Genomic DNA, 24,538 nt, shown 5'->3' with positions numbered 1-24,538 from the left:
CAATCCACACCGAACCGGAAGGCCCTCATCCGTTCAAGATCCCTCAGTCGAGACCTGGCTCACCTGTCCACAACCTCCCAGGACAGAACAGCTAGGGCGGCGGCCCACCCTGCTCGTCGCGCAGTCCGCCACCGCCGCCTCCGTCGCGCTGCTCGGCTTCATGCACCACCCCGTCGCCATCGCCGCCGTCGCCTTCCTCGTCGGCATGGCCTCCAACGCCTCCCGGCCGGCCGTGCAGGCGATGATGGCCGACATCGTGCGGCCCGAGGACCGGGTCCGGGCCTTCTCGCTCAACTACTGGGCCATCAACCTCGGTTTCGCCGTCTCCTCCATGGCCGCCGGGTTCATCGCCGAGTACAGCTATCTCGCGGGCTTCCTCATCGAGGCCGCGATGACCGCCGTCTGCGCGGTCGTCGTCTTCCTGAAGCTGCCCGAGTCCCGGCCCCTCGCACAGCACGCCGAAAAGGCTCCCGACGACGTCCGCCTCGGCACCGTCCTGCGCGACGCGCGGTTCATGAGTGTCGTAGGGCTGTCCTTCCTGGTCGCCGTAATCTTCCAGCAGGGTTCGATCGGGCTGCCCGTCGCGATGGGCCGGGCCGGGTTCACGCCCGCCGACTACGGCCTGGCCGTCGCCCTCAACGGCGTCCTGATCGTCGCGCTGCAGATCCCGGTGACCCGGTTCATCCAGGACCGGGATCCCCAGCGGCTCCTCGTCGTCTCGTCCCTGCTCGCGGGATACGGCTTCGGGCTCACCGCCTTCGCCGGATCCGTCGGCCTCATCGCCCTCACCGTGTGCGTGTGGACCCTGGGCGAGATGATCAACGCGCCCACCCAGACCGGGCTCGTCGTCCGCCTCTCCCCCGCCCACGGCCGCGGTCGCTACCAGGGCATGTACACCCTGTCCTGGTCCGTCGCCGCCCTCGTCGCGCCCCTGATGTCCGGTTTCGTCATCGACCTGTTCGGGGCGGAGTGGCTGTGGGGGCTGTGCGCGGTCGTCGGCACGGTGGCGGCTGTGGGGTACGCCGCCCTCATGCGCCGACTGTCCCGGGAGACGGCCACCGGGACCGCCGTACCCGAGAAGCCCACCGCCGCCGAGGCCAGCCCGGCCTGACCCGTCAGCGCCTGATGCCGGCCCGGCCTGATGACGCCCCGGCCCGGCCCCGTCACGGATGCATCCGCGCGCCCTTGAACACCTTGTCCACGGCGTTGCGCGGCCCGTACACCGCGAGGCCCACCAGGTCCAGCTCGCCCGTCGCCACCGCCCGTACCGCCGCGCGGTTGTCCCGGTCGTTGCCCGTCGAGAACAGGTCGCTCGTGAAGAGCGCGCGCGGCAGCGAACGGGACAGCACGCGCGCGTGGGCCGCCGTCAGTGTCTCCTTCGTGCCCTCGAAGACCAGCACCGGCTGCCGGAACATCGGCAGGTAGGGCACGCCGTCGGCGTCCTCGTACGGTTCGCCGACCACCTCGGGGGCCTGGGTGCCCAGGCCGCTGACGAGGAACGCGGTGACGTTCAGGCGCTGCCAGGTCTCCAGGTCCTCGCGCAGCAGGACGGCGATCTTGGTGTCGAAGCGGATGGATTCATCGTTCATACGACGAGACTGGCGGCCGCCTCCAGGCCCCGTCTTGTACGTTCTTTGCGTGACTCCTCCCCCTGGCTGAAGCCGGGGGCTTCTCGTTACGCCGGGTTGGCGTCGCGACGGATCAGCCCGGCCCGTAGAACGTTGGTGGCTGCCACGGTGTCGGCGTGCGCGTGGTGGCCGCACGAGACGCAGTGGAACTTTTCCTGTGTGGGCCGGTTCTCCTTCGCGGTGTGCCCGCATTCGGGGCAGGTGCGGGAGGTGTTGCGGGGGTCCACGGCGATCACTTCCCGTCCGGCGCTTTCAGCCTTGGCGTGCAGGATCGTCAGGAACACCCCCCATCCGGCATCGTGGATCGACTTGTTGAGCCCGGCCTTCGTGGCGGCCCCGTTGGGCAGGAAGGTGCCCGGTTGGTCGGGGTCGGGTTTCGGTGCGGGGGCCTTGCTCATGTTGCGGATCTTGAGATCTTCGTGCGCGATGACGTCGTGTGCGCGGACCAGGCCGAACGCGGTCTTGTGTGCGTGGTCGAGCCGCTGGCGCCGCACCTTGCCGTGCAGCTGGGCGACCTTGTCCACCGCGCGCTGGTGGTTGGCGGTCCGGTCCTTCGCCTTGCAGCGGGGGAACCGGGACAGGGCCTGCTGCGCTGCTTGCAGTTTCGCGGCTGCACGCCGGCCGTGGCGCGGGCTGGGCACGAAATCGCCGTTGGAGTCGGCGAGGAAGTTCGTGATGCCCAGATCGATGCCGACCACCAAGCCGGTCGCGGGCAGGGGTTCGGGCTGGTCCTGCTCAGCGGTCAGTATTACGAACCACTTTCGGCCCTCACGCTTTACCGACACGGTCTTGACGTGGCCGGTCACCGGGCGGTGCTGGTTGACCTTGACGTGGCCGACGCCCTGGAAGCGGACCCGGGTGACCCGGTCGTGCGGGGTGGAATCCCACCGGCAGCCGTCCCCGTCCTTGGGGAAGTCCACCGTGTCGAACCAGTTCACCCCGCGAAAGCGCGGGTAGCCCGGGGTGTCGCCGGACTTGACCCGGCGGAAGAACGCGGCGAACGCTTTGTCGAGACGGCGCAGGGTTGCCTGTTGCGAACTGAACGACCAGCGGCCCTGACGCTCCGGGTCGAACGCCCGGATCTCCTTGAGCTGCGCGGATTGCATCCCGTACCTGATGGTGGTCTTGGAGGCATGCCGCCAGGCGTCGCGGCGTTCCTGCAACGCCCCGTTGTAGAGGGAGCAGTGATCCCGCAGCATCTCGACCAGCGCCTGCGCCTGGCGGACGGTGGGCCGCAGGAGGAACTGTACGCACGGATCATCCAGCCCACCCCCTCCGGTCAAGTCCACTCGATCCTACTATACTTGGCGCATGTCACCGCGCTGGGAACCAGATCCCGACATCAGACGGGGAAACCATGTCATCTCCCACCTCCACGCCCACTTGGTCTTCGTCACCAAATACCGGCGTGAGATTTTTAACGACGACATGCTGAGGCGCTGCGAGGCGATCATGCGGGACGTGTGTGAGAGCTTCGGTGCGGATCTGCGGGAGTTCAACGGCGAAGGCGATCACGTCCACCTGCTCGTGCACTACCCGCCGAAAATCGCCCTGTCCAAGCTCGTCAACTCCCTCAAGGGCGTCAGCTCCCGATATCTGCGCGCGGAGTACACCGGCCGGATCAACCGGATCGGCACCGGATCCGTGTTCTGGTCCCCGTCCTACTTCGCCGGGTCCTGCGGTGGCGCACCACTGAGCATCGTCAAGGAGTACATCGAGAACCAGAAGCGCCCAGCCTGACCGTCACCCCGAAGAGCAAAGATCTCCGGCGCTACGCGCCTCCGGGCCGAGGGCCGCATCCCCGCCCGGCTTGAAGCCCGGCATTCCCTGCGAAGAACAAGGGATAAAGGCCACCACCATGCCCGCGCAGCACGTCACCGCGTGGCGCCCCGCCGTTCCGGGCGTCACCGAGGTCTTCCACGCCCACTTCACCGAGTACGCGTACCCGATGCATGTGCACGAGGCGTGGACGCTGCTCATCGTGGACGACGGGGCCGTACGGTACGACCTCGACCGGCACGAGCACGGCACGCCGGACGACACCGTGTCGCTGCTGCCGCCGCACGTCCCGCACAACGGCTCGCCCGCCACTCCGGACGGCTTCCGCAAGCGGGTTCTCTACCTCGACCACACCCACCTCGGCGACGAGCTCATCGGGGCGGCCGTCGACGGTCCCGATCTGCGTGATCCCGTACTGCGGCAGCGGGTGGGGCAGTTGCACACGGCGCTGACCAGGCCCGGCGAGGAGTTCGAGGCGGAGAGCAGGCTGACGCTCATCGGCGACCGGCTCAGGGCTTTGCTACGCCCCCCGCTGTACGACGGCCCCGCGCGCCGCGACCCGGCCCTCGCCCGCCGACTGCGCGAACTCCTCGACGAGCGGGTCGTGGAGGGGCTGTCGCTGGAGGAGGCCGCAGGGGTCGTCCAGGCTCATCCGGCGCACCTCGTACGGGCCTTCAGTGCCGCCTACGGCATCGCACCGCACCAGTACCTCAACTCCCGTCGCGTCGACCGGGCCCGGCGCCTGCTGCTCGCGGGGCAGGGTCCCGCAGAGGTCGCCGCGCTCACCGGTTTCCACGACCAGGCGCATCTCACCCGGCACTTCAAGCGGCTGGTGGGGGTGACGCCGGGGCGTTATCGCAACAGCTCCGGGGCCGGAAGGGCCGGGCTCTAGACAGGTGTTCGACGGAAGGCGTCCGTCCGGTGATCGACGCCGGTTAGCGTCGTCGCTATGGATGACAGACAGAACTCCTTACCGTTCAGACGTCTCTCGGTGGCCGTCGCGGGCGCTGCCGCCCTGGTCGCCCTCAGTGTGGGTGGCGCCATCGCCGCGAGCTCGGACGACGAGCCCGGCGGCGCCGAGCCGAGCGTGTCGACCAGCCTCCCGCCGGACGGAGGCACGGTCGGCGCCGACGGTGGCGGCGACGGCAGTACGGTCGGTGGCAGCGGCGGCGGCGACGCGGGCAGCACCGGCGGGTCCGATCCCAGCCCGACCTCCACGTCCCCGGACGATCCCCCGGTCACCGACGAGCCCACGGCCGAACCCTCCGCTCCGGGCGATCTGGCGGAGCTCAACCGCCGTATCGCCGAACTCGACAAGAAGGTCGACGAGCTGCCCACCAAGAAGGAACTCGCCGACGCGCTGCGGGCCTTCGCGGACCAGCTGGACAAGCCGACCGCGCCCGAGAACCCCGGCGGGTCCGAAGAGCCGACCGACGATCCGCCCACCAACTCCCTTCCGCCCGGCGAGTCGTAAGCCGCGGAGAGGACTCCAGGGCCCGGGGGTCAGCCCTCCGACCGCTGGGTCAGGTGCGCGAACGCGTCCAGGTTGCGCGTCGACTCGCCCCGGGCCACCCGCCACTCGTACTCCTTGCGGATCGCGGTGGCGAAACCCAGCTCCAGCAGGGTGTTGAAGCTGCCGTCGGCCGCCTCCAGGACCTGGCCCAGGAGGCGGTCGATCTCGTCGGCGGTGACCGCGGCGAGGGGGAGCTTGCCGGTGACGTAGACGTCGCCGAGCCGGTCGACGGCGTAACTCACGCCGTACAGCTTGAGGTTGCGCTCCAGGAGCCAGCGGTGGACGCCAGGTTCGTTCTCGTCGGGGTGGCGGATGACGAAGGCGTTCAGCGACAGGGAGTGGCGGCCGACGAGGAGCGAGACGGTGGTCTTCAGCTTGCGGGTGCCGGGGAGCTGCACGACGTAATTGCCGGGCGCGGGGCTCTCCCACTCGATCTCGGCGTCCTTGAGAACGCCCTCGATGACCTGTGCCGCCTTCTCTGCCTCAGCCATGAAGCGAGCGTACGTGACGCCGGTACGACTGCGCGGCGGCCACATACACGTCCGCCGTCGCCGCGGCCGCGGTGTCCCAGCCGAACAACTGGGCGTGCCGAGCGGCCGCCTCGCCCATGCGGGGCGTGAGCGCCGGATCGTCGGCGAAATCGCGCAGCACGCGCGCGTAGGCGGCCGGATCGTGTCCGCGTACGAGGAAACCGGTCCGTTCGTCGGCCACGGCCACCGGCAGCCCGCCGACCGCCGCCGCGAGCACCGGGGTGCCGGCCGCCTGGGCCTCTATGGCGACCAGGCCGAAGGATTCGCTGTAGGAGGGCATGACCAGCACGGACGCGGCCCGGAACCAGTCGGCGAGCTGGTCCTGGCCGACGGGCGGGTGGAACCGTACGACATCCGCGATGCCGAGGCGGGAGGCCAGTTTCTGCAGGCCCTCGGGTTTGGCGAGGCCGCTGCCGCTGAGGCCGCCGACGACCGGGACGAGGATGCGGGAGCGCAGGTCGGGCCGCTGGTCGAGGAGAACGGCGACCGCGCGGAGCAGGATGTCGGGGGCCTTCAGGGGCTGGATACGGCCCGCGAAGAGGGGGATCAGGGCGTCCTGGGGCAGACCGAGACGGGCCCGGGCCGCCGCTCGGCCGTCCGCCGGGCGGAAGCGCTCGAGGTTCACGCCGGGGTGGACGACGGCGACCTTGGCGGGATCGGCGGCGTAGTGCTGCACGAGTTCCTCGCGCTCCTCGGCGGTGTTCGCGATGAGGCGGTCGGCGGCGGCGACGATCTGGGTCTCGCCGATGACGCGGGCGGCGGGCTCGGGGGTGTCGCCGTCGGCGAGGTTGGCGTTCTTGACCTTGGCCATGGTGTGCATGGCGTGCACGAGTGGGGTGCCCCAGCGCTGGGCGGCGAGCCAGCCGACGTGGCCGGAGAGCCAGTAGTGCGAGTGGACCAGGTCGTAGTAGCCGGGGCGGTGACCGGCCCAGGCCTGCATCACACCGTGGGTGAAGGCGCACAGCTGGGCGGGGAGGTCCTCTTTGTTGAGGCCCTCGTAGGGGCCCGCGTCGATGTGGCGGACCAGGACGCCGGGGGCCATCTCGACGGTGGGCGGGAGACCGCCCGTCGTCGCGCGCGTGAAGATCTCGACCTCGATGTTGATCGCGGCGAGGCGCTGGGCGAGCTCGACGATGTAGACGTTCATGCCGCCCGCGTCGCCGGTGCCGGGCTGGTGGAGCGGGGAGGTGTGCACGGAGAGCATGGCGACGCGGCGGGGGCGGCGGTGCAGTCGCAACCGGTGAGGTGTGGCCTGGGAGCGACGCTGGAGCCTGCTGACGTACTGGCTCACGTGGCGTTCCTCCTTGCAGCGGGCATGCCGGACGGAGGGCGTGGGGACCCTCCAAGGGAGGCAACACCGGAGGGGCGTATTCCCATTCCGGGTGGGGTGGTTTTTGCCGAGGTATTACCGGGGGTCGCTCAACCGTTCGAGGGCGGGGTGCGTCGGCCCATCGGTGCGTTGTGGCGGGGCCGGGTGCCACACCTGCCGTGCCGGCGCCGGCGTCCGGTCCCGTGGCCGCCGCATACCCTCGTAGGCATGACCTCCCGCGCCGCCTCCCGCCCTGTGGGCACGGTCACGCGCGGGACGACCAACCCCAACCGGCTGCGCCGCATGGACCGGTGGATCGCGGCCACGCACGGCGCCGAGCTGCGCCGCGCCGCCGATCCGGTCGCCGTGGACCTCGGGTACGGGGCCGCGCCCTGGACCGCCGTCGAACTGCTCGCCCGGCTCCGCGAGAACGCTCCACGCACGCGTGTGGTGGGCGTGGAGATCGAACCGGCCCGGGTGGCGGCGGCGAAACCGTACGAACGGGAGGGGCTCGTCTTCCGGCACGGCGGGTTCGAGATCCCGCTCCCCCAGCGACCACTGCTCATCCGGGCGGCCAACGTGCTGCGCCAGTACGACGAGGGTGAGGTGGCCGCCGTATGGGAGCGACTGTGTGCCCGGCTGGCACCGGCCGACCCGGTACGAGGGTCGCGCGGCGGGCTGCTCATCGAGGGGACCTGCGACGAGATCGGACGCCGGCACGTGTGGGTCGCGCTGGGGCCCGAGGGGCCGCGGACGGTCACCTTCGCGACCCGGCTGGGCTCGCTGGACCAGCCCTCCGACCTCGCCGAGCGGCTGCCGAAGGCACTGATCCATCGCAACGTCCCCGGTGAGCCGGTGCACCGCTTCCTGCGCGACTTCGACCGCGCGTGGGCGGCCGCCGCGCCCTACGCGTCGTACGGCGCCCGGCAGCGGTGGATCCGGACGGTACGGAACCTGACGACGGACTGGCCGGTGGTGGACGGGCCTTCGCGATGGCGGCAGGGGGAAGTGACGGTGGGGTGGGGGGCGTTGGCGCCGGGTGGGCTCGTGTGAGCGCCGGGGAGTCTTGCGGGGTGCCGCACGCTTGAACTCCGTGTGCCGCACGAGGTGCCGCACGCTTGAACTCCGTGTGCCGCACGAGGTGCCGCACCCATGAACTGCGGTGCGCCACGCCGGGTGCCGCTCGCATGAACTCTGTCACCCCACGCGGGATGCAGCTGCGTGAATTGCGGTGCGCCCGCATGCTGCCGCCGGCATGGCCCCCGGCCCCGGCCCCGGCCCGCCTCGCCGAGGGCCACCCGAACGAACTCCTGCGCTCCACGCCGGCAGTGCGCTCATGGTCCCCGTGCACAGCGGGGGCCTTCGCTTGAACTCCGTGTGCCACGCGGGGTACAGCACCCTGACCCTGGGCCCGCCTCGCCAGGTGCCGCCTACTGCTCGCCTGAACTCCGGTGCGCCGCACAACATGCCAAGCACACGAACTCCGGCCCGCCCCCGGAGGGACCCGCAGGGAACGATCTCCGTGAGTCGTTCGTCACAAAGGCGGGGAGATCGTCTTCGGCAGGCGGGGAGAGGGGAGGCACCGGAAAGCGTCAGGTCGGCGGTGAGCGGCCCGGAGGGATACGCCGGGAAGGCCTGCCTCTGTCGCTTTCGGCCATGACGTGGCACGATCCCCCGAGCACCGTAAGTTACTGACGGTAAATCAGCTTTGGGGGCAAGGGTATGGGGACGGGCAAGCGCGGTCTGATCGCTACGGCCGTGACCGTGATCGGCGCGGTGGCCGTACTGGCGGCGCCAGGCACTGCCTTCGCCGCCCCGAGTCCGACCCCCTCGCCCACCGCTTCACCGACGGCCGTGACCAACAAGGACATCGAAGCCGTACGCAAACAGCTCGACGCGCTCTACCACGATGCGGCCGTCGCCACCGACGCCTACAACGCCGCCGAGGAGAAGGCCGAGCAGCAGTCGGCGCAGATCGTCGCGCTGGCCCGGAAGATCGTCAAGGGCCAGGAGAGGCTGGCGGAGTTGAAGGCCCGCGCGGGCGCCGCGGCCGCCGCCCAGTACCGCACGTACGGCCTGTCGGACGAGGCCCGGCTGATGCTGAGCGACGATCCGCAGGAGTTCCTGGACAGCACCGGCCGCATCCTCCAGGGCCAGCGCGCCACCAAGGCGCTCATCGCGGAACTGGCCCGCACCCAGCAGGACTTGAAGCAGTACGCCGACGACGCCTCCGCCCAGTGGACCAAGCTGGAGGCGAACCGCAAGGCGAAGGCGACGGCCAAGAAGAAGGTCGAGCAGCAGATCGCGGCGGCCGAGAAGCTCGAGTCCCAGCTGGAGGCGAAGGAGAAGAAGCGCCTCGCCGAACTCCAGGAACAGGCGGCCCAGCAGGCGCAGACCGCCTGGCTCGACTCCGGCGTCCTCAAGGACATCAGCGGCAAGGCGAGCGAGGCCGGGAAGACCGCCGTCGCCTACGCGACGAACCAGATCGGAAAACCGTACGAATGGGGCGCCGAGGGCCCGGACTCGTACGACTGCTCCGGGCTCACCTCACAGGCCTGGGCGAGCGCCGGCAAGCCCATTCCCCGCACCTCGCAGGAGCAGTGGAAACAGCTCAAGCACGTCGACATCGAGGACATGCGACCCGGCGACCTGATCATCTACTTCGACGACGCCAGCCACGTGGCGATGTACCTCGGCGACGGCGCGATCGTGCACGCCCCGCGGCCCGGGCGCACGGTGACGATCGCCGGGGCGGGCTCCATGCCCATACTCGGGGTGGTGCGGCCGGACGCGTGAGCGTCGCCGGGCGCCCGGGTGAGACCTGGGTCATGTGACGCGGGGCACGCCTGACGACTCCGTAAACCTTCCGCGAACGTGACGTTCGTCATCCCCGCAACACCCGCCACTTGTCCAACTGCGGTGGATAACGCGGCATATGACAGTGGCCACCGGCCAAGCGGCGTGTCTCACGCCATTCCTTTCCCGGCCCGGCACCCGCTATGGTCCCCGTCGGTGGATCGAGGTCCCTCGCTCCACCATGCCCTCGGGGGGAGGGAAGGAATCCGAGACCATGCCCGTACCCATACCGCGGCAGCGAGCGATCCCGGCCGTGGAAAGTGGTCAGGCGCCGGCCGTATCCCAGGACAAGCCCTCCAAGGAAGAAGCCCCGCGCAAGCAAGCCACGGTCGACCACAACGCCGCCACCCAACTGACCCTGCTGGTGATCGAGGACGATCCCGGCGGGTCAACGGTCGTCCCCGAACTCCTGGACTGGACCGGCAAGCCGATCCGCGTCCGCACCGCCCGCAACCTCACCGAGGCCGAGCGGCTGCTCACGGACGACGTGCACTGCATCCTGCTCGACCTCGCGCTGCCCGCGCCCGGCCGCCTGAATGACGACGACGAGCTCGCCGTACTCCGCCATGTCCTGCAACTCGCACCCCGGCACGCCGTCCTCGCGCTCACCGCGTCCGGCGACGCCGAGCGCGGCGCGGAAGCGGTGCGGGTGGGCGCCCAGGACTATCTCTTCCGGGACGAGCTGGACGGACGGCTGCTGAGCCGGGCGATCCGGTACGCGGTGGAGCGGAAACGTTCCGACACGGCGGAGCGCAGACTCGCCGAGGGACGGATGCGGGCGCAGGAGAACCGGCGCCTGGAGCGCGGGCTGCTGCCCACGCCGCTGCTGGAGGGGTCGTCGCTGCGGTTCGCCGCGCGGTATCGGCCGGGCCGGTCGCGTGCGCTGCTCGGCGGTGACTTCTACGACGTCGTACGGACTCCGGACGGGACCGTGCACGCGATGATCGGTGACGTCTGCGGGCACGGCCCCGACGAGGCGGCGCTCGGCGTGGAGCTGCGGATCGCCTGGCGTGCGCTGACCCTGGCGGGGCTGTGCGGGGACGAGCTGCTCGGCACGCTGCAGGAGGTGCTGGAGCACGAACGCTCCGACGACGAGATCTTCGCGACGCTGTGCACGGTGGACATCGCGCCGGACGGACGGCGGGCGGGGCTGTGTCTCGCCGGGCATCCGTCACCGCTGGTGGCCCGGCCGGGGCGACCCGCACGGTTGTTGCCGTACGACAACAACGGCCCCGCGCTGGGACTGCTGCCGGGGGCTCGCTGGCCCCGGATGCAGGTGGAGCTTGGTGCCGAGTGGAGCCTGATGCTCTACACCGACGGGCTGATCGAGGGGCGTGTCGGGGAGGGCGGGGAGCGGCTGGGCCAGGACGGGATGGTGTCCATGATCCGTCGCCAGCTCTCCGAGGGCCTGCGGGGCGAGGCGCTGCTCCGGGCCGCGGTGAACGAGGTGCGCGCACTCAACGGCGGCGAACTGGCGGACGACGTGGCGGTCCTGCTGCTCGACCGGGAGACGTGAGGGCCGGCCGCCGAGCGAAGGCTCACCGCCACGGTTCGCGACGGGTCCACCGCGGGTCCGCGGCGGCCCACCGCGGCCTCATTACGGGTTCACGGCGGCCTCTTGCGCGTCCGCCGCGGGTTCGTGGGTCCGGCACTCCCCGTCGCGGCTCTGTCTTAGCTCACCGCTAGCCCACCGCGGGCCCGTCGGCGGTCCATCTCAGTCCGCCCGAGCCCATCCCGCCCATCCCGGTCCACGGCGGCTGGTACTGCCGTAACCGTCCTGAGGCCTCGTTGTGCCGCTGCCGCAGTCCACCCCGGAGTTGTCCTGGCGGCCCCGCTTCGGGAGCCGGCCGCGCACAGCCAGGCCACGCCTAGTTGGTGGCCCGAGCGACGACGGTCGCACCCCGCCACGGAGCCACCCATCGATACGTCCCTGGCCTCCCCGGCCCCCCGATGGGGCTAGCGCCCCCCGTTGTACGGGCCGTAAGGGCCGTCGCTGCTCGAACCCCTGCCCCGGCCGCTGCGGCCGCCGCCCGGAAGGGCGCGGATCGCCGGGCGCACGTCGACCATGTAGACGATCGTCGCGACGAGGCCGATGATCGGCAGGAACGACAGGACGTTGAAGATCAGGTTCACCACGAAGGCGAGCCCGAGGATGATCAGCCAGAAGGGCTTGGTCTTCTTGTCGGCCGCGCGGTAGGCGTCCTCACGGCGGATGGCCGCGTCGAACAGTGCGAAGCCGCTGAAAACGATCAGGGCCATGCTCAGCAGCCACATGAAGCCTGCGAACCCCTGCATCAGCACAACGTCCACCACCTGACTCGGCTCGTCATCTCAACGATTACGCGGTCACCGTACCCGTTACCCGTCCCCGCAAGGCCGCTACCCGCAGAACGGGCCGGGCACTCGGTAAGTGCCCGGCCCTCAGTCCTGAAGTGTCCCGCGGTGCCTTACTTGGCGGGCGGGGTCTTCTTGGCCGTCGTGGTCTTGCGCGGCGGCGTGGTCTTCTTGGCGGTGGTGGTCGTGGTCGCCTTCTTCGCCGGAGCCGCCGCGGCGACCGTGGCAGGCGTGGCCGGCTTCGCGGCCGGAGTCGCGGTCGCCTGGTTCTTGACCTCGCCCGGCTCGGCGTTCGGCTCGACGGCGATGGCCAGTTCCTCGATCTCCTCGGCGGCCTCGCCACGCCAGGTCTTGACGGCCTGCTCGCCGTGCTCGGCGACCTTCTCGTAGGTCTCGCGGGCCTTGACGGCGTACTCGGCGGCGACGCCGACGCTGCGCAGGGCGAGGTCCTGGGCGGACTCGCCGAGCTTCTTCAGGTCCGAGTCGATCGTGCTGCCGAGCTTCTTCAGGTCACCGTCGAGGCTGCTGATGAACTCGCCGACCTTGGTCTGCAGGGTCTCCTGCGTCTCCTTGACCTTGGCTCCGGCCTCCTTGGCACGGGCCTGGGCCTTCTCCTGGACCGCCTTCGGGTCGGTGCCGCGCACGGCCTCGATCCGGGCCGGCGCCTCGGCGCGCAACTGCTCCACCAGGCCGGGCACCTTCTTGGCCTCCTGGAGGGCCAGGTCACCGGCGCCGGCGAGGAAGTAGAGCGGGGTCGGGTCCTTGACGGCCTTGCGGATGTCATCGGTGATGGCCATGGTGATGGTCCTCCCGGGTCGCTTTCTGATGAGGGTTTTGGGTCCCGCGGTGCCTGTCGGCGTGCGTCGGGCGTGTCGAGCTGTGTCGAACCCTGCCGGGCTCAACTGGCCGTCTGCTGCGGGTCGGCGTCGCTGCCGTCGGTCTTGGGGGGTGTGCGGGTGGTGCGGGGCTTGCGGGTGGCGCGCGGCCGGCGGGCCTGCCGTGCGGCGGTGTCACCGTCCGGGTCGCCGTCGGCCGGGACGGCTATGTCCCCGAGGCCCTCCTGGATGCCCGCCGCACTGTCGTCCGATCGGTCGCTCTGCCCGTCGCCCGGCGCGGGGGCCGCGTCCGGCGGGGCGATCTCGAAGCCGTTCTCCTTGCGGAAGGACTCGTAGATCTGGAGCAGCACCTGCTTCTGCCGCTCGTTGAGCGTGGGGTCGGCGAGGATGACCGCACGTGTCTCCACGTCGTCCCGGTCGCGCTCGGCGTCGAGGATGCCGGCTCGCACATACAGCGTCTCGGCGGAGATCCGCAGGGCCTTGGCGACCTGCTGCAACACCTCCGCGCTCGGCTTGCGCAGCCCGCGCTCGATCTGGCTCAGATACGGATTGGACACCCCGGCGGCATCGGCGAGCTGCCTGAGCGACAGCTGCGCAGTGCGCCGCTGTTCACGCAGATACTCACCGAGATTGCCGACGTTGAGCGATGCCATGTCCCCACTGTGCACCACTCGCGCTAACTATTGCAAGCAGGCGCTTGCAATAGTGCGCCACGCCACTCTCGTTGTCGGTGGGCCCTGCCAGGGTGTCCATCGTGGATGATGTCCTGTCTCCGTGTTGTCCGGGCAGTCTCGGAGATCTCCGGGCATCTGCGTTGACGTCTCAGTCATCTCCGGGCATTTGGTGGGGTGTCTCGGTCTTCTCCGGGTACGCCGTCTCGGTCGCGCCTACGGTCGTTGTGGCTGGTCGGCGTCGTCCCGGAGGCACGGATGGATGCGCGTGAGGTGTCGGCGGAGGACGTCGAGCTGGAGTACGTCAGCGCGGCCGGGGTCCGTGAGCGGGGGCCGCTGGGGCGTCTGTGGCCGGTCCGCTTCGAGTCGGTACGGCCTGAGCGCCGGTTTCCGGCGTTCCGGGGTCAGGGCAACTGGTGCGGCTGGTATTGGTCGGCGACGTGTGGCGGCCATGTGGGCTATGAGTCGTGGCTGGAGCGCGATCGCCTGATGCTGCTCGACTTCGACCCGCTGGTGACGGGCATGTCCTCGCAGCCGTTCCGGCTGTCCTGGGCTGGGCCCGGCGGGAGACGGGTGCGGCATACGCCGGACTACTTCGTTCGCCGCGACGCCGGCACGGCCCTGGTCGTGGACGTACGCCCGGATGACCGGATAGAGCCGCAGGACGCGGTGAAGTTCGCGGTGACTGCCTCGGCCTGCCGGTCGGTGGGCTGGGACTTCACACGCGTCGGGACTCCGGACGCAGTGCTGATGGCGAACGTGCGGTGGCTGGCCGGCTACCGGCATCCGCGGGTGCACCGCCCTGACGTGGCCGGTCGTCTGATGGAGGTGTTCGCCGGCGGCGCCGGTCTGCTGGACGGAGCTCGGTGGGTGGGTGATCAGATCGCGGTGCTGCCGGTGCTGTTCCACCTGCTCTGGCGCCGGATTCTGACCACGGACTTGGAGACCGGGCTGCTGTCGGCGGACACGCAGGTCCGGCTCGGCATGGTCCGGGAGGGAGGCGGGAATGCCGTCGCGTCCGCGACTGCTGCGAGCGGGTGACCTGGTCCGCTTCGACGGCCGCCTGCATACGGTCGCCGCATTGGAGGGGACTGCCGTCCGGCTGGTCGACGAGGGCCAGTCGGCGAGCGTGGTGATGCTGGCCCATCTGCTGTCCTCGGACGGCTTCAAGGTGGTCACCCCGGCCTCGGTGCGGACGATGGTCCCACCGGCCGGAGTACTGGAAGGGCTCCCGGCCAAGGCGGTTGAGCGGGCCGAGTGGTGGCAGCGGCATCTAGTGGAGATGCTCACCGGGCAGCCGCTGGACGATCCGCACGGGCCGGTGAAACCCGAATACGACCCGGCGGTCTGGTCCCTGCGGCAGCGGGAGCTGGCGAAGGCCGCGGAGTTGGCGGCGGCGGGGACGGCGGTGTCGCTGACCGTCCTGCAGAACATGCGGGCCCGGTTCGAGCGGGAGGGGGTGCTGGGCCTGGTCGACCCGCGGCTACGGACCGCCTCGGACGGCACGGGCCGCGCCGACCGGCGGGTGGTCGAGGCTCTGCGGAAGGTCGTGGACGAGCAGACGGCCCGGTCCACGGTGTCCGCGCAGGTGCTGCGGCGCCGGATGGAACGCTTCTTGGAGGCCGAGCACGGGCCCGGGGTGGTGCCGCTGCCGTCGCGGGCGGCGTTCTACCGATTGCTGAAGTCGGTCACGGCCGGGCGGCACACGCTGGGCTCGGCCCGCACCCGCCGCTCGCTGGCCAAGCAGCCGGACGGCATGTTCGGCCAGCTCACTGCGGCCCGCCCGGGCGAGGTGATGGAGATCGACTCGAATCCGCTGGATGTGCTAGTCGTTCACCACGACGGCACGGTGGACTCCGTCGAACTCACCGGCATCGTCGACATCGCCACCCGCACGTTGGCTGCGGCGGTGCTGCGGCCCTCGACGAAGGCGGTGGACGCCGCACTGCTGCTGGCGCGGGCGATGACGCCGGAACCCATGCGGCCAGGCTGGGCCGACGCCCTGCGGATGTCCCGTTCGGTGCTGCCGCACGCCTCGCTCACGGCGCTCGACGAACGGCTCGCCCAAGCGGCGGCCGTCCCGGTGATCACGCCGGAGACGATCGTCTGCGATCGGGGCAAGGCCTACATCTCCGACACGTTTCGCTCTGCCTGCCAGTCTCTGGGTATCTCCTTCCAGCCCGCCCACCCCGACACCCCGACCGACAAGCCGCATGTCGAGCGAACGCTGGAATCGGTGGCGACGATGTTCGTCCAGCACCTTCCCGGTCACAAGGGACGCAGCACCGAACACCGCGGCGCCGATCCGGCCGCAGAGGCTGTCTGGACGATCCATCAGCTCCAGGACTTGCTGCAGGAGTGGATCGTCCACTGGCAGAACCGGCCGCACGACGGGCTCCGCGATCCGCTGATGCCCGGCAAGGCGCTGACGCCGAACGAGAAGTACGCCGCCTTGGTCGCCGCGGCCGGGCACGTTCCGGTCGCCCTCAGTCCGGAGGAATACATCGAGTTGCTGCCCCGGTGTCGGCGGGCGCTCAACTCCTACGGCGTCCGTCTTGGCCATCGCACCTACGACAGCGCCGAGTTGGACCCGTTCCGCCGCCAGCCGTCCGGCATCGGCCCGTCCAGGCGGGGCTGGGAGATCCACTACGACCCCTACGACATCTCCCGCATCTGGGTACGCAACCACGGCGGCAGCGGCTGGATCACCGCGGTCTGGCGGCACCTGCGCACCGCCCCGACTCCCATGGGCGAGTTGGCCTGGGATCACGCCCGCCGCATCCTGGCCCGACGTGGCACGGATCCGGCGACCGAGGACGAGATCGCCCAGGCTGCTGTCGCTCTGCTGGACCGGGCCGCCGACGGCCCGGAGGACAAACCTCAGAAGCCGTCGGGCGCATCGCGCCCCAGCCGCCGGGATCGCAAGGTCGCCGCCCGCACCCGGGCGACCGCCGAACCTTCCTGGCCCCGCCCTGACGAACCGGCTGAAGGGCCCGCTGCCGAACAGGTGGAGTCGGACGAGGACGAACTCGCCGACGTGATCCCGCTGGAGATCTTCGATGCACGCAAGGAGGCCCAGAAATGGTGGTGAACGTCGAGGAATCAGCGGGGGATGTGCCGCAGGACAGTTGGACCGATCCCTCGACACGGCTGGAGGGCTGGCGGCGTTTCGTCGAAGCCGACCCGGCCGTCCTCGATCTGCTGCCCGAACAGCAGTGGGAGGCGCTGTCGCCACAGCTGCGTGATGCCTATGACGAGGCTCGCATCGCCTATCACTCCGAACTCCAGGTCGTGCGGACGTCCACAGTCAAGGAGATCGCCCACGAGGGGCGGTTACTGACCCTGCTCAACCAGCGTGAGCACGGCGCTCGCCGCGGGATGATCGTCTCCGGTCAGTGGACGACCGGGAAGACCACCGCGCTCAAGCAACTCGGCCGCACCCACGAACTCCGTGTCCGGCAGCGTTATCCGGACAGCGACCGCATCCCGGTCGTCTACATCACCGCCCCGCCCAAGGGCTCGCCGCGAAAACTCGCCCTGGAGTTCGCCCGGTTCCTCGGACTGCCCGTGATCAGCCCGCGGCACAACACCACGGACGTCACCAGCGCCGTCTGCCAGGTGCTGATCGAGGCGCGAACCGACCTGGTCCTGGTCGACGAGATCCACCTGCTCAACCATGCGACCGCCGCCGGCGAAGACCTTTCCGATCACCTGAAGTACTTCACCGAGCACCTGCCCGCGACGTTCGTCTATGCCGGAATCAACGTCGAGAAGTCCGGGCTGTTCACCGGCCTCCGCGGCAAACAGCTGGCCGGCCGCTGCATCATGGTCCGCACCGGCGCCTTTCCCCTCACCTCCGAGTGGCAGTCGCTGGTCGCCTCCCTGGAGAACACCCTCCGCCTGCACCGGCACCAGGCCGGCAGTCTGGTCAAGCAATCGAAATACCTGCATCAGCGAACCGGCGGCATGATCGGAAGTCTCTCCCATCTGATCCGGGCCGCCGCAATCTCCGCCATCCTCGACGGCAGCGAACGCATCACCAAGACCGCTCTACGGAGCATCCGCATCGACCACAACAGCGAATCAGACGGCCCGCCAGAGCCGCGCAGGGCAGCCTGATGAGCACGCGTTTCGAACCCGTCGTCTTCCGCCCGCTGCCCAGGCCCCTCAAGCCATTCCCGCAGGAGACCGAGTCCTCGTTCCTGAACAGACTGGCCACGGCGAACGCGATCCCCGTTCAGCGCCTGCGGAAGCCGTCCCGCTGGCTGACCTCCCGTCTCGATCCGATCGACCAGCTCAGCGTCCTGAGCGGACAGCCCCGCACCGTGATCCAGTACGCCATCCCACACTGGGAGAACAAATCGTGGAACGTCTCTAACGGGCCTCTCGCGCTCACTCCTCGCTGGGCATGCCGCCGCTGCGTCGCCCGCAGGACCGGCAACCCACAACAGGACGTCATGGTCTGGATGTCGAAACACCACCACCAGGTCTGCATCCCCCACCGTCTCTGGATCGGCCGGGCAGTCGAAAACCCCACCCGCCAGCTGGACCTCACCGACCTGCCTGAGGTCGTCCAGGCTCAGCAACGGCACTACCGGCTGCTCCGCCGCCGCGGACCAGCCACCATCGGCGCCTGCTACGAACACTGTTCCGCGTTCTGGCACAGCCTGTTCCAGCGGGGTTACCGCCTGAGCGATCGAGCCGAACGACTCCGCCGGATGTCCTCGAACGACCGCCAGGTCCGTCCTTGGGAACCACAGCGTTACGCCGCCGTCTATCCGGAGATCGTTGAGGCCATGTCGCTCTATGCGTCCCCGCACTGGCGCAGCCTCGCACTCTTCGGCGAGCGATTTGAGCTGTTCAGGGCAGAGTTCAACAGGCGTCTTACCCAGGAGAGCGCGCTTCGCACCACGGCCAGGCAATGGTTCCTCACTGAGCTGATACGAACCGCCCTGCGCATCGAGCGATCCATAGAAGCTGCCGAACTCAAGGCACTCACCAGCCTGGGCCGGACAGACGCATCGCCTGCCCGGAGCTGAGTGAGGCGCCAGTCTCTGTCTCTGCTCAGTCTCGAGCTCGCCAGCCAACCCCCTCACAGCCCAGGCCTCGGCGGAGATCAAAGCGCTACTTGGGCATGTCGGAGAAGCTCACACGGACCGCGACCACGACACCTGATGCATCCAGATCGGCCGACACAGGGAAATAGCCGTCGCCCCAGGTCGTCATCGCACAGAGCAGTCGGGCGTCACCGATATCCACGGTCCCGGCCTCGAATTCAGAGACACGAACCTGCCGCATGACCTGCCAGTGATGGGAATGCGGCCGGAAGTCCACCATCATTCGGCGTCCTGTCTCCTCCTTCCAACTCATCACAGCGCGAGCCCTTTCCATAGCATCCGCCACGGCCAGCCCTGTCCACCCGCGGACACCTTCCTCACCGGGCTCGCCCAGCTCCGAAGCCGCGAACGTCGCGGCGGCTTCGTCCGCAGCAGCACCCCAGAACGCGACGTCGGCCAAGCCGTCCACAGGATCGTTGTGCTGCCATGTATTCAGGGCATCGGCATCGCCGAAGAGCACCCGGGCCCAGTCGACGCCAATGTCACCCAGCGGCACGGATGCCTCCGCCTGGCCACCACTCAACCGCACCGATATCTCGGACCAGCGCGGACCGATACCGTCGCCGAAATCGACCCGCGAAGCCAGCACCGGCAGATGCCGGTCGCGGGGCACCCCGCCCACCGCGACCACGGGCACCCCGAACATCAGAAAACTGCCGCCACCGTCAGCGGCAGTCCGGCGCACGCGTTGGGCATGAGGTTCGCGGCTCGGCAACGCCTCCAAGCGAGCGTCCAGACCTGAGGCCCGGCAATGCTCTTCGAACAGCGTCCCAATCTCCACCGCCCGGGAGGCAGGGATGTCATGGAGCATCGCGCCTGGCTGCCGATCGAAGCTGCGGACCGCTGCTGAGGCGTCCGGGCCGACCACGGCGAAGTCGACCGAGTTAAGGACATCGGAAGCCATCGCCGTATCGTCAATGCCAAGTAGAGCGGGATCGATCTCCGCCGGCGACCGCTCTCCGCTCCACAACCCCAGATGACCGCCGTCAACCACGACCAGGGTCCCCGACGGACAGCTGATCTCACCGAGTCTGAAGATCTCTTCCATGGCGCGGGAGTCTATGGCCGCCCCTCGAGCAGTGAGCAGGCGGACTGGGGCAATCCCGAGAAGCGATTGCCCGGGCTTAAGAGAGACGCTTCGGCTCCCAACGTCTCAACCAAGTCCGGGCACTGCAGGCCAGGAACCCACCATGCCCGGACTTACCTGAGACAGGACAAGGGTGTCCGTCGTGGATGAACTGGTGGAGCGTGTCGACGATCAAGATCGTGTGCTGGGGGTGGCGGTCAGCCGCCGGAAGGCTATCCGGGAGGGGTGGCTGCATCGGGTCGCCGTGACGGTGTGTCGTGATGAACGTGGACGAATCCTCGTCCACCGGCGGTCGGAGCGGCTGTCTCGCTTTCCCGGGCTCTACGAGGTCGTGGTCGGTGGCGCCGTGGGTGTCGGTGAATCCTACGAACAGGCCGCCGCGCGGGAACTGGCCGAGGAGCTGGGCATTCGTGTGGTGCCACGCCTGCTGTTCACGTTCCTCAACCGCAGCGGTTTGAGCCCTCACTGGCTCGGCGTGCACGAAGCCGTGGTGCCGGACACCTTGGCCGCCGATCCCGATGAGGTCGCCTGGCATGGCCGGCTGACGGAGCCGGAGCTGCGGTCGGCCCTGCTGGAGTGGCGCTTCACTCCCGACAGCCACGAAGCCTTCGGCCGGTATCTCGCGTTCCGGACCGCGCGGCACGCGGGAGGGACTCCACACATTCCGATATAGGCATATGATGACGTCATGCCACGAGCGGCGACGACCTCGGACGCGTTCAACGCGATAGCCGAACCGCAGCGGCGGCAGATCCTGGTGCTGCTGCGGCACGGCGAGCGGCCGGTGAACGACCTCGCGCGGGACCTGGGGATGACCCAGCCGCAGGCCTCCAAGCACCTGCGGGTCCTCCGGGAGGTCGGGCTGGTGCGGGTCCGCGGGGCGGGCAAGCAGCGGCTGTACGGCCTGGACGCCCACGGGCTGCGGCCGGTCCACGAGTGGCTGGGCGGCTTCGAGCGGTTCTGGAGCGGGAGCTTCGACCGGCTGGACGAGTACGTGCAGGAGCTGAAGCAGACACGGCAGGAGGGACCACCCGATGGCGACGACGAGTAGCGGCGGCGAGGCCGCGCACCCGACCGCGGACCGCGAGATCGTGATCTTCCGGATGATCGGCGCTCCGCGGGAGTTGGTGTTCGAGGCGTTCACGCGGGTGCGGCACCTGTCGCGGTGGTGGGGGCCGGAGGGCTTCACCACCACGACACGGTCCTTCGAGTTCCGTGTCGGCGGGTCGTGGGACTTCGTGATGCACGGCCCGGACGGGACCGACTACCAGGAGTGGATCACCTGGCGGGAGATCGTCCCGTCGGAGCGGATCGCGCTGCTGCACGGAGAGTCCCGCGACGACCCGAACGCCTTCGAGTCGGTCCTGACCTTCGAGCCCGCCGGGGACGAGACCCGGATCGTGATGCGCACGGTGTTCCCCACCAAGGAGCTGCGCGACGAGGCCGTGGAGAAGTACCACGCGGTCGAGGGCGGCGAGCAGACGCTGAGCAACCTGGCGGCCTACGTCGCCGAACTCGGGGCCGCCCCGAAGGGAGGGGACAGCTGATGGCCGGGAAGGCCGGGAAGGTGTTCTTCAGCGTGACGATGTCGCTCGACGGGTTCATGGCACCCGAGCCGGTGTCGCCCGAGGACGCCTTCTCGCCCGAGAAGCAGGACGACCCGGGCGTCAGGCGCTGGAATGCGAAGTGGTCGGAGTTGCAGGCCTGGGCGTTCCCGCAGCGGTGGTTCCGGGAGAACCTGAAGCTCGGCGAGGGCGGCGAGGAGGGCATCGACAACGACATCGCCCGGGCGACGTACGAACGCACCGGCGCGAGCGTCATGGGCAGGCGGATGTTCGACCTCGGCGAGCCGGCCTGGCCGGAGGAGGCGCCGTTCCACACCCCGGTGTTCGTCGTCACCCACACCGGGCGTGACCCGTGGGAGCGGCCGGGCGGCACCACCTTCCACTTCGTCGGCGACGGCATCGACAGTGCGCTGCTCCGGGCCCGCGAGGCCGCCGGCGACCGTGATGTGCGTATCGCGGGCGGCGCCGAGACGATCCAGCAGTACCTCGACGGCGGCCTGATCGACGAGTTCTCGATCACCCTCGCACCGGTGCTGTTCGGCACCGGCATCCGCCTGTTCGACCACGTGGACCCCGACCGCCTCACACTGGACCAGACCCGCACGGCCCCGTCGTCCCGGGTGACCCACCTGACCTACACGGTCGGGAAGCGGTAGCCGGCGTTCCCACAGCCGCGCGGACGACGACGGGCAGCTGACCTCACCGACAAACCCGACAAGAGGCGACTGCATAGGATCGTCGGCATGGCGCTGCGACTTGTGCAGGTGAACATCAAGGCCGTGGACGCGTCGGCGGTGGGTCGGTTCTGGGCGCAGGCGCTCGGGTGGAGTGCCTGCAGTCCCGGCGTGACCACGTACGTCGGCCCCGCGGGTGGCCTCGTGTGGCCGGACCCGGTCGCCTTCGGTATCGATGTCGTTCCCGTCCCGGAATCCAAGACGGCGACGAAGAACCGCCTGCACCTCGATCTCGCCACCACCTCCGCCGCCCATCAGGCGGAGTTGGTCGCGCGTCTGAAGACTCGCGGCGCGACGCCCGTCGACGTGGGTCAGGGCGACGTGCCATGGACGGTCCTCGCTGACCCCGAGGGCAACGAGTTCTGCGTGCTGGAGCCCCGGGAGGTCTACCAGGACACCGGGCCGATCGCCGCCGTGGTCGTGGATTGCCTGGATCCGCGGGCCATGGCCCGGTTCTGGGGCGAGGCGATGGACTGGACCCCGCACGAGGTCACCGACGATCAGGCGACGCTGCGTTCCGCCGCGGGGACCGGCCCGTATCTGGAGTTCCTCCGCACCCCTGACGTGAAGACCGTGCCGGACCGCGTCCATCTCGACCTGCTGCCGTACCCCGGTGACGACCAGGCCGCGGAGGTGACCCGGCTGCGTGCCCTCGGCGCCACCGAGCTCGACCTCGGCCAGGGCGAGGTCCCGTGGACCTGCCTGTGCGACCCGGAGGGCCACGAGTTCTGCGTTCTCGCTCCGTCCTGACGCCCGGCCTGCACGAGCTCCCTGCGGCACCGGGCATTGTCAGTGCCGTGTGCGACGCTCGGCGCATGGGGTTCTTTGACGATCTGGTACTTGCTGAGGAACCGGCCGTCGAACAGGCCGTGCTGGTGCGGTTATGGCCGCCGCGAGAGGACGAGGGACGGTATGCGCCGCCCGTCGACCAGTTCGCGCCCGCGCTGTCGCCGCAGTTGGAAGTGGTCGGTGTGGGGCCCGAGACGCGGGTCGTGGTGACGGGCTGGTCCGTGTGGCCGGGGTCTCTCACCTTGCATCTGTCGGTGTTCCGCAAGGTCCGCAGACAGAGCGGGGACCAGCGGCGGCAGTCCGGCCTACGGGTGGGGCTGCTGTTCTCCGACGGCCGCCGGGTGACCTCGCTCGACGGCACGGTGACGCTGAGGATCCCGTACACCGGGCCGCAGGGTGAGGCGCTGGAGGCGGCGACCGAGCAGGCGGTCGGACTGATCCCGCTGGATCCGGGCCTGCACCACTCCCGCAGATCCCTGTTCAAGACGGACGTCGACCTGTATCTGCCGCAGCTTCCCCCGCCCGGTCAGGCGCAGTTGGTCGTCGAGTGGCCCGACGAGGGCGTGCCCGAGACACGAACCGCCGTGGACGCGGACGCGCTCCGTGCCGCCTCGCGCCGCGCGTTCGAGGTCTGGCCAGGACTCGAACCGCCGGAGCAGGAGGCGGCCACGGGTTCGATCGCGGCCTTCGAGGTCAGCGGACCGCCGGCACTTCTGGCACCACCCCTCAACCGACGTCAGCGTGAGGCCCTTCGGCGTGAGGAGGAGGCCCGGCAGCGCTATGTACCGCAGCCCGACTGGCAGCGCATGGGCTACGCCGACTGGGGCAACGCGGCCCTGGTCAGGGCCCGGCTGGAGGCGGGCGCCCCGCCCGACGCCCGCGTCGGATGGCATGGCGCCACCCCGCTGCACCTCACTGCGGAACAGGGCTCGGCGGAAGCGGTGGCCGCACTCCTGCCCCACGTCGCGGACGTCGACGTACGCGACGAGGAAGAGCACACCCCGCTCTGGTACGCCGTCCACAGCATGGACGAGGCCACGGTGCGGGCGCTGATCGACGCCGGGGCGGACGTGTGGACACCGCAGGCAGAGCCCTGGTCACCGGGTCGGCTGCTGCTGACCACTCCCCTTGCCCCGCTGGCCCAACGCCTGCCGGGTGCGGTGGAGTTGCCGTCCGAGGAGGTCGCCGCCCAGCAGGCGGCCGACGCGCTCATCGCGGCCTTCGGCACGCGGGAGATATGGACCGAGGGGCTCGGCATCTGCTTCGTCCAGGGCCTCGACGAGGACGAGCTGATACGACGGCTCGGTGCCGATCCCGCGAAGTGCCCGAGGTCCGATCCCGACCACGCGCTTTTCGAGCCGGGCGACTACGACGAGTCCCTGCGCCACGTGGGCATCACGGGCGTCGACGGCACCCCCGGCGGCTGTGTGATCACACAGAGCGGGTTCATGCCGAGCGACGACGCCGTACTGCGGGCGATATCGGCGGGCACCACCGCCTACGGGGTCTACTTCAACCCCAAGGGCGGCAGATTCGGCACCCTGGCACGCGACGGCGAGATCGTCGCGTACGACGAGATCGGCCTCGGGCCGCACGCCTCCGACCCGGCCGCCTACTGGACCTTCCGTTTCTGGCAGGGCAAGCACGCGTTCCCCTACGGCGCCGACATCCTCGCCTACTGCTGCGCCGCGGCCGGTCTGCGGATAGCTGACGGGCGGGACGCGGTCGACCCCCGGGCCCCGCGCCGCTGGGTGCCCCTGCCGACGCGACTTCAGCGCTGACCGGGGGAC

At 69.9% G+C, this 24,538-nt stretch carries 24 protein-coding genes and 1 pseudogene; 17 read left to right on the top strand and 8 right to left on the bottom strand.

Annotation, left to right across the window (positions count from 1 at the left end):
- A partial coding sequence (locus ACIRP7_RS43190) for an MDR family MFS transporter (RefSeq protein ID WP_403671768.1) occupies positions 1–1,111 on the top strand: 1,111 nt, incomplete at its 5' end.
- Between the two features lie 52 nt (positions 1,112–1,163).
- On the opposite strand, the gene ACIRP7_RS43185 is transcribed toward ACIRP7_RS43190, so the two are convergent.
- Together ACIRP7_RS43185 and ACIRP7_RS43180 are read right to left on the bottom strand one after the other, a co-directional pair.
- On the bottom strand, positions 1,164–1,589 hold the full coding sequence (locus tag ACIRP7_RS43185) for a DUF2000 family protein (RefSeq protein WP_403671765.1): 426 nt from the start codon (positions 1,587–1,589) through the stop codon (positions 1,164–1,166).
- 86 nt (positions 1,590–1,675) lie between these two features.
- Positions 1,676–2,889: pseudogene (locus ACIRP7_RS43180) on the bottom strand (RNA-guided endonuclease InsQ/TnpB family protein).
- A gap of 50 nt (positions 2,890–2,939) precedes the next feature.
- Between ACIRP7_RS43180 and tnpA the strand changes: the two are divergent.
- The 3 genes from tnpA (at position 2,940) to ACIRP7_RS43165 (ending at position 4,881) form a co-directional block, all read left to right on the top strand.
- Positions 2,940–3,368 carry an IS200/IS605 family transposase gene (gene tnpA / locus ACIRP7_RS43175; protein ID WP_403671762.1) on the top strand — a complete coding sequence of 143 codons (429 nt, stop codon included), beginning with the start codon at positions 2,940–2,942 and terminating at the stop codon, positions 3,366–3,368.
- Positions 3,369–3,486: 118 nt separating this feature from the next.
- The gene (locus tag ACIRP7_RS43170; protein WP_403671759.1) at positions 3,487–4,299 is read left to right on the top strand and encodes an AraC family transcriptional regulator; all 813 of its coding nucleotides are present in this window, start codon (positions 3,487–3,489) and stop codon (positions 4,297–4,299) included.
- Positions 4,300–4,356: 57 nt separating this feature from the next.
- Complete coding sequence (locus ACIRP7_RS43165; RefSeq protein ID WP_403671756.1) at positions 4,357–4,881, top strand: hypothetical protein; 525 nt, start codon at positions 4,357–4,359, stop codon at positions 4,879–4,881.
- A gap of 29 nt (positions 4,882–4,910) precedes the next feature.
- Here ACIRP7_RS43165 and ACIRP7_RS43160 read toward each other — a convergent pair whose 3' ends face one another.
- Both ACIRP7_RS43160 and mshA read right to left on the bottom strand, forming a co-directional pair.
- Positions 4,911–5,411 (bottom strand): YbjN domain-containing protein, encoded by a 501-nt coding sequence (locus ACIRP7_RS43160; protein ID WP_403671753.1) that lies wholly within the window; start codon positions 5,409–5,411, stop codon positions 4,911–4,913.
- Entirely contained in the window at positions 5,404–6,741 is a 1,338-nt protein-coding gene (gene mshA, locus ACIRP7_RS43155; protein WP_403671750.1) for a D-inositol-3-phosphate glycosyltransferase, read from the bottom strand. Before mshA ends, ACIRP7_RS43160 begins: the two co-directional genes overlap by 8 nt.
- A gap of 246 nt (positions 6,742–6,987) precedes the next feature.
- Here mshA and ACIRP7_RS43150 point away from each other — a divergent pair, with 246 nt between their 5' ends.
- The 3 genes from ACIRP7_RS43150 to ACIRP7_RS43140 all read left to right on the top strand — a co-directional run bounded on the left by ACIRP7_RS43150 (position 6,988) and on the right by ACIRP7_RS43140 (position 11,131).
- Positions 6,988–7,812: a class I SAM-dependent methyltransferase gene (locus ACIRP7_RS43150; protein WP_403671746.1), complete on the top strand. Its 825-nt coding sequence runs from the start codon at positions 6,988–6,990 to the stop codon at positions 7,810–7,812.
- Between the two features lie 669 nt (positions 7,813–8,481).
- On the top strand, positions 8,482–9,555 hold the full coding sequence (locus tag ACIRP7_RS43145) for an NlpC/P60 family protein (RefSeq protein WP_403671742.1): 1,074 nt from the start codon (positions 8,482–8,484) through the stop codon (positions 9,553–9,555).
- Positions 9,556–9,829: 274 nt separating this feature from the next.
- Complete coding sequence (locus ACIRP7_RS43140; protein ID WP_403671739.1) at positions 9,830–11,131, top strand: PP2C family protein-serine/threonine phosphatase; 1,302 nt, start codon at positions 9,830–9,832, stop codon at positions 11,129–11,131.
- 440 nt (positions 11,132–11,571) lie between these two features.
- Here the strand turns inward: ACIRP7_RS43140 and ACIRP7_RS43135 are convergent, their stop codons facing one another.
- From ACIRP7_RS43135 to ACIRP7_RS43125, 3 genes are all read right to left on the bottom strand, one after another.
- Positions 11,572–11,910: a DUF2516 family protein gene (locus tag ACIRP7_RS43135; RefSeq protein WP_352391718.1), complete on the bottom strand. Its 339-nt coding sequence runs from the start codon at positions 11,908–11,910 to the stop codon at positions 11,572–11,574.
- A 152-nt stretch (positions 11,911–12,062) separates the two neighbouring features.
- Positions 12,063–12,746, bottom strand: a complete 684-nt coding sequence (locus ACIRP7_RS43130) for a hypothetical protein (RefSeq protein WP_403671736.1) — start codon at positions 12,744–12,746, stop codon at positions 12,063–12,065.
- Between the two features lie 101 nt (positions 12,747–12,847).
- Positions 12,848–13,438 (bottom strand): helix-turn-helix domain-containing protein, encoded by a 591-nt coding sequence (locus ACIRP7_RS43125; RefSeq protein WP_403671733.1) that lies wholly within the window; start codon positions 13,436–13,438, stop codon positions 12,848–12,850.
- 276 nt (positions 13,439–13,714) lie between these two features.
- Here ACIRP7_RS43125 and ACIRP7_RS43120 point away from each other — a divergent pair, with 276 nt between their 5' ends.
- Genes ACIRP7_RS43120 through ACIRP7_RS43105 form a run of 4 tightly spaced genes read left to right on the top strand, consistent with a single transcriptional unit; the run spans position 13,715 to position 18,495 of the window.
- Entirely contained in the window at positions 13,715–14,497 is a 783-nt protein-coding gene (locus ACIRP7_RS43120) for a TnsA-like heteromeric transposase endonuclease subunit (RefSeq protein ID WP_403671730.1), read from the top strand.
- Positions 14,463–16,547 carry a Mu transposase C-terminal domain-containing protein gene (locus ACIRP7_RS43115; protein WP_403671728.1) on the top strand — a complete coding sequence of 695 codons (2,085 nt, stop codon included), beginning with the start codon at positions 14,463–14,465 and terminating at the stop codon, positions 16,545–16,547. The genes ACIRP7_RS43120 and ACIRP7_RS43115 overlap by 35 nt, the downstream gene beginning before the upstream one ends.
- A complete protein-coding gene (locus ACIRP7_RS43110; RefSeq protein ID WP_403671726.1) occupies positions 16,538–17,575 on the top strand; it encodes a TniB family NTP-binding protein in 1,038 nt (345 codons plus the stop codon). The genes ACIRP7_RS43115 and ACIRP7_RS43110 overlap by 10 nt, the downstream gene beginning before the upstream one ends.
- Positions 17,575–18,495, top strand: a complete 921-nt coding sequence (locus ACIRP7_RS43105) for a hypothetical protein (RefSeq protein ID WP_403671722.1) — start codon at positions 17,575–17,577, stop codon at positions 18,493–18,495. Before ACIRP7_RS43110 ends, ACIRP7_RS43105 begins: the two co-directional genes overlap by 1 nt.
- Before the next feature lie 85 nt (positions 18,496–18,580).
- Here the strand turns inward: ACIRP7_RS43105 and ACIRP7_RS43100 are convergent, their stop codons facing one another.
- A complete protein-coding gene (locus ACIRP7_RS43100) occupies positions 18,581–19,621 on the bottom strand; it encodes a hypothetical protein (RefSeq protein ID WP_403671719.1) in 1,041 nt (346 codons plus the stop codon).
- 172 nt (positions 19,622–19,793) lie between these two features.
- Between ACIRP7_RS43100 and ACIRP7_RS43095 the strand changes: the two genes are divergently transcribed.
- The 6 genes from ACIRP7_RS43095 (at position 19,794) to ACIRP7_RS43070 (ending at position 24,529) form a co-directional block, all read left to right on the top strand.
- Complete coding sequence (locus tag ACIRP7_RS43095; protein ID WP_403671716.1) at positions 19,794–20,333, top strand: NUDIX domain-containing protein; 540 nt, start codon at positions 19,794–19,796, stop codon at positions 20,331–20,333.
- Between the two features lie 15 nt (positions 20,334–20,348).
- Positions 20,349–20,711, top strand: a complete 363-nt coding sequence (locus tag ACIRP7_RS43090; RefSeq protein ID WP_403671713.1) for an ArsR/SmtB family transcription factor — start codon at positions 20,349–20,351, stop codon at positions 20,709–20,711.
- Positions 20,695–21,207, top strand: a complete 513-nt coding sequence (locus ACIRP7_RS43085; protein ID WP_403671710.1) for an SRPBCC family protein — start codon at positions 20,695–20,697, stop codon at positions 21,205–21,207. The genes ACIRP7_RS43090 and ACIRP7_RS43085 overlap by 17 nt, the downstream gene beginning before the upstream one ends.
- The gene (locus ACIRP7_RS43080) at positions 21,207–21,881 is read left to right on the top strand and encodes a dihydrofolate reductase family protein (protein WP_403671707.1); all 675 of its coding nucleotides are present in this window, start codon (positions 21,207–21,209) and stop codon (positions 21,879–21,881) included. Before ACIRP7_RS43085 ends, ACIRP7_RS43080 begins: the two co-directional genes overlap by 1 nt.
- Positions 21,882–21,968: 87 nt before the next feature.
- Positions 21,969–22,709 (top strand): VOC family protein, encoded by a 741-nt coding sequence (locus ACIRP7_RS43075; protein ID WP_403671705.1) that lies wholly within the window; start codon positions 21,969–21,971, stop codon positions 22,707–22,709.
- 65 nt (positions 22,710–22,774) lie between these two features.
- Positions 22,775–24,529: an ankyrin repeat domain-containing protein gene (locus tag ACIRP7_RS43070; protein WP_403671702.1), complete on the top strand. Its 1,755-nt coding sequence runs from the start codon at positions 22,775–22,777 to the stop codon at positions 24,527–24,529.
- The last annotated feature ends 9 nt before the right edge of the window (positions 24,530–24,538 follow it).

This window comes from Streptomyces sp. NPDC102270, assembly GCF_044766405.1.
Lineage (GTDB): Bacteria > Actinomycetota > Actinomycetes > Streptomycetales > Streptomycetaceae > Streptomyces.
The sequence above is the reverse complement of the archived record's forward strand: the minus strand, read 5'-3'. Positions and strand labels throughout refer to the sequence as shown.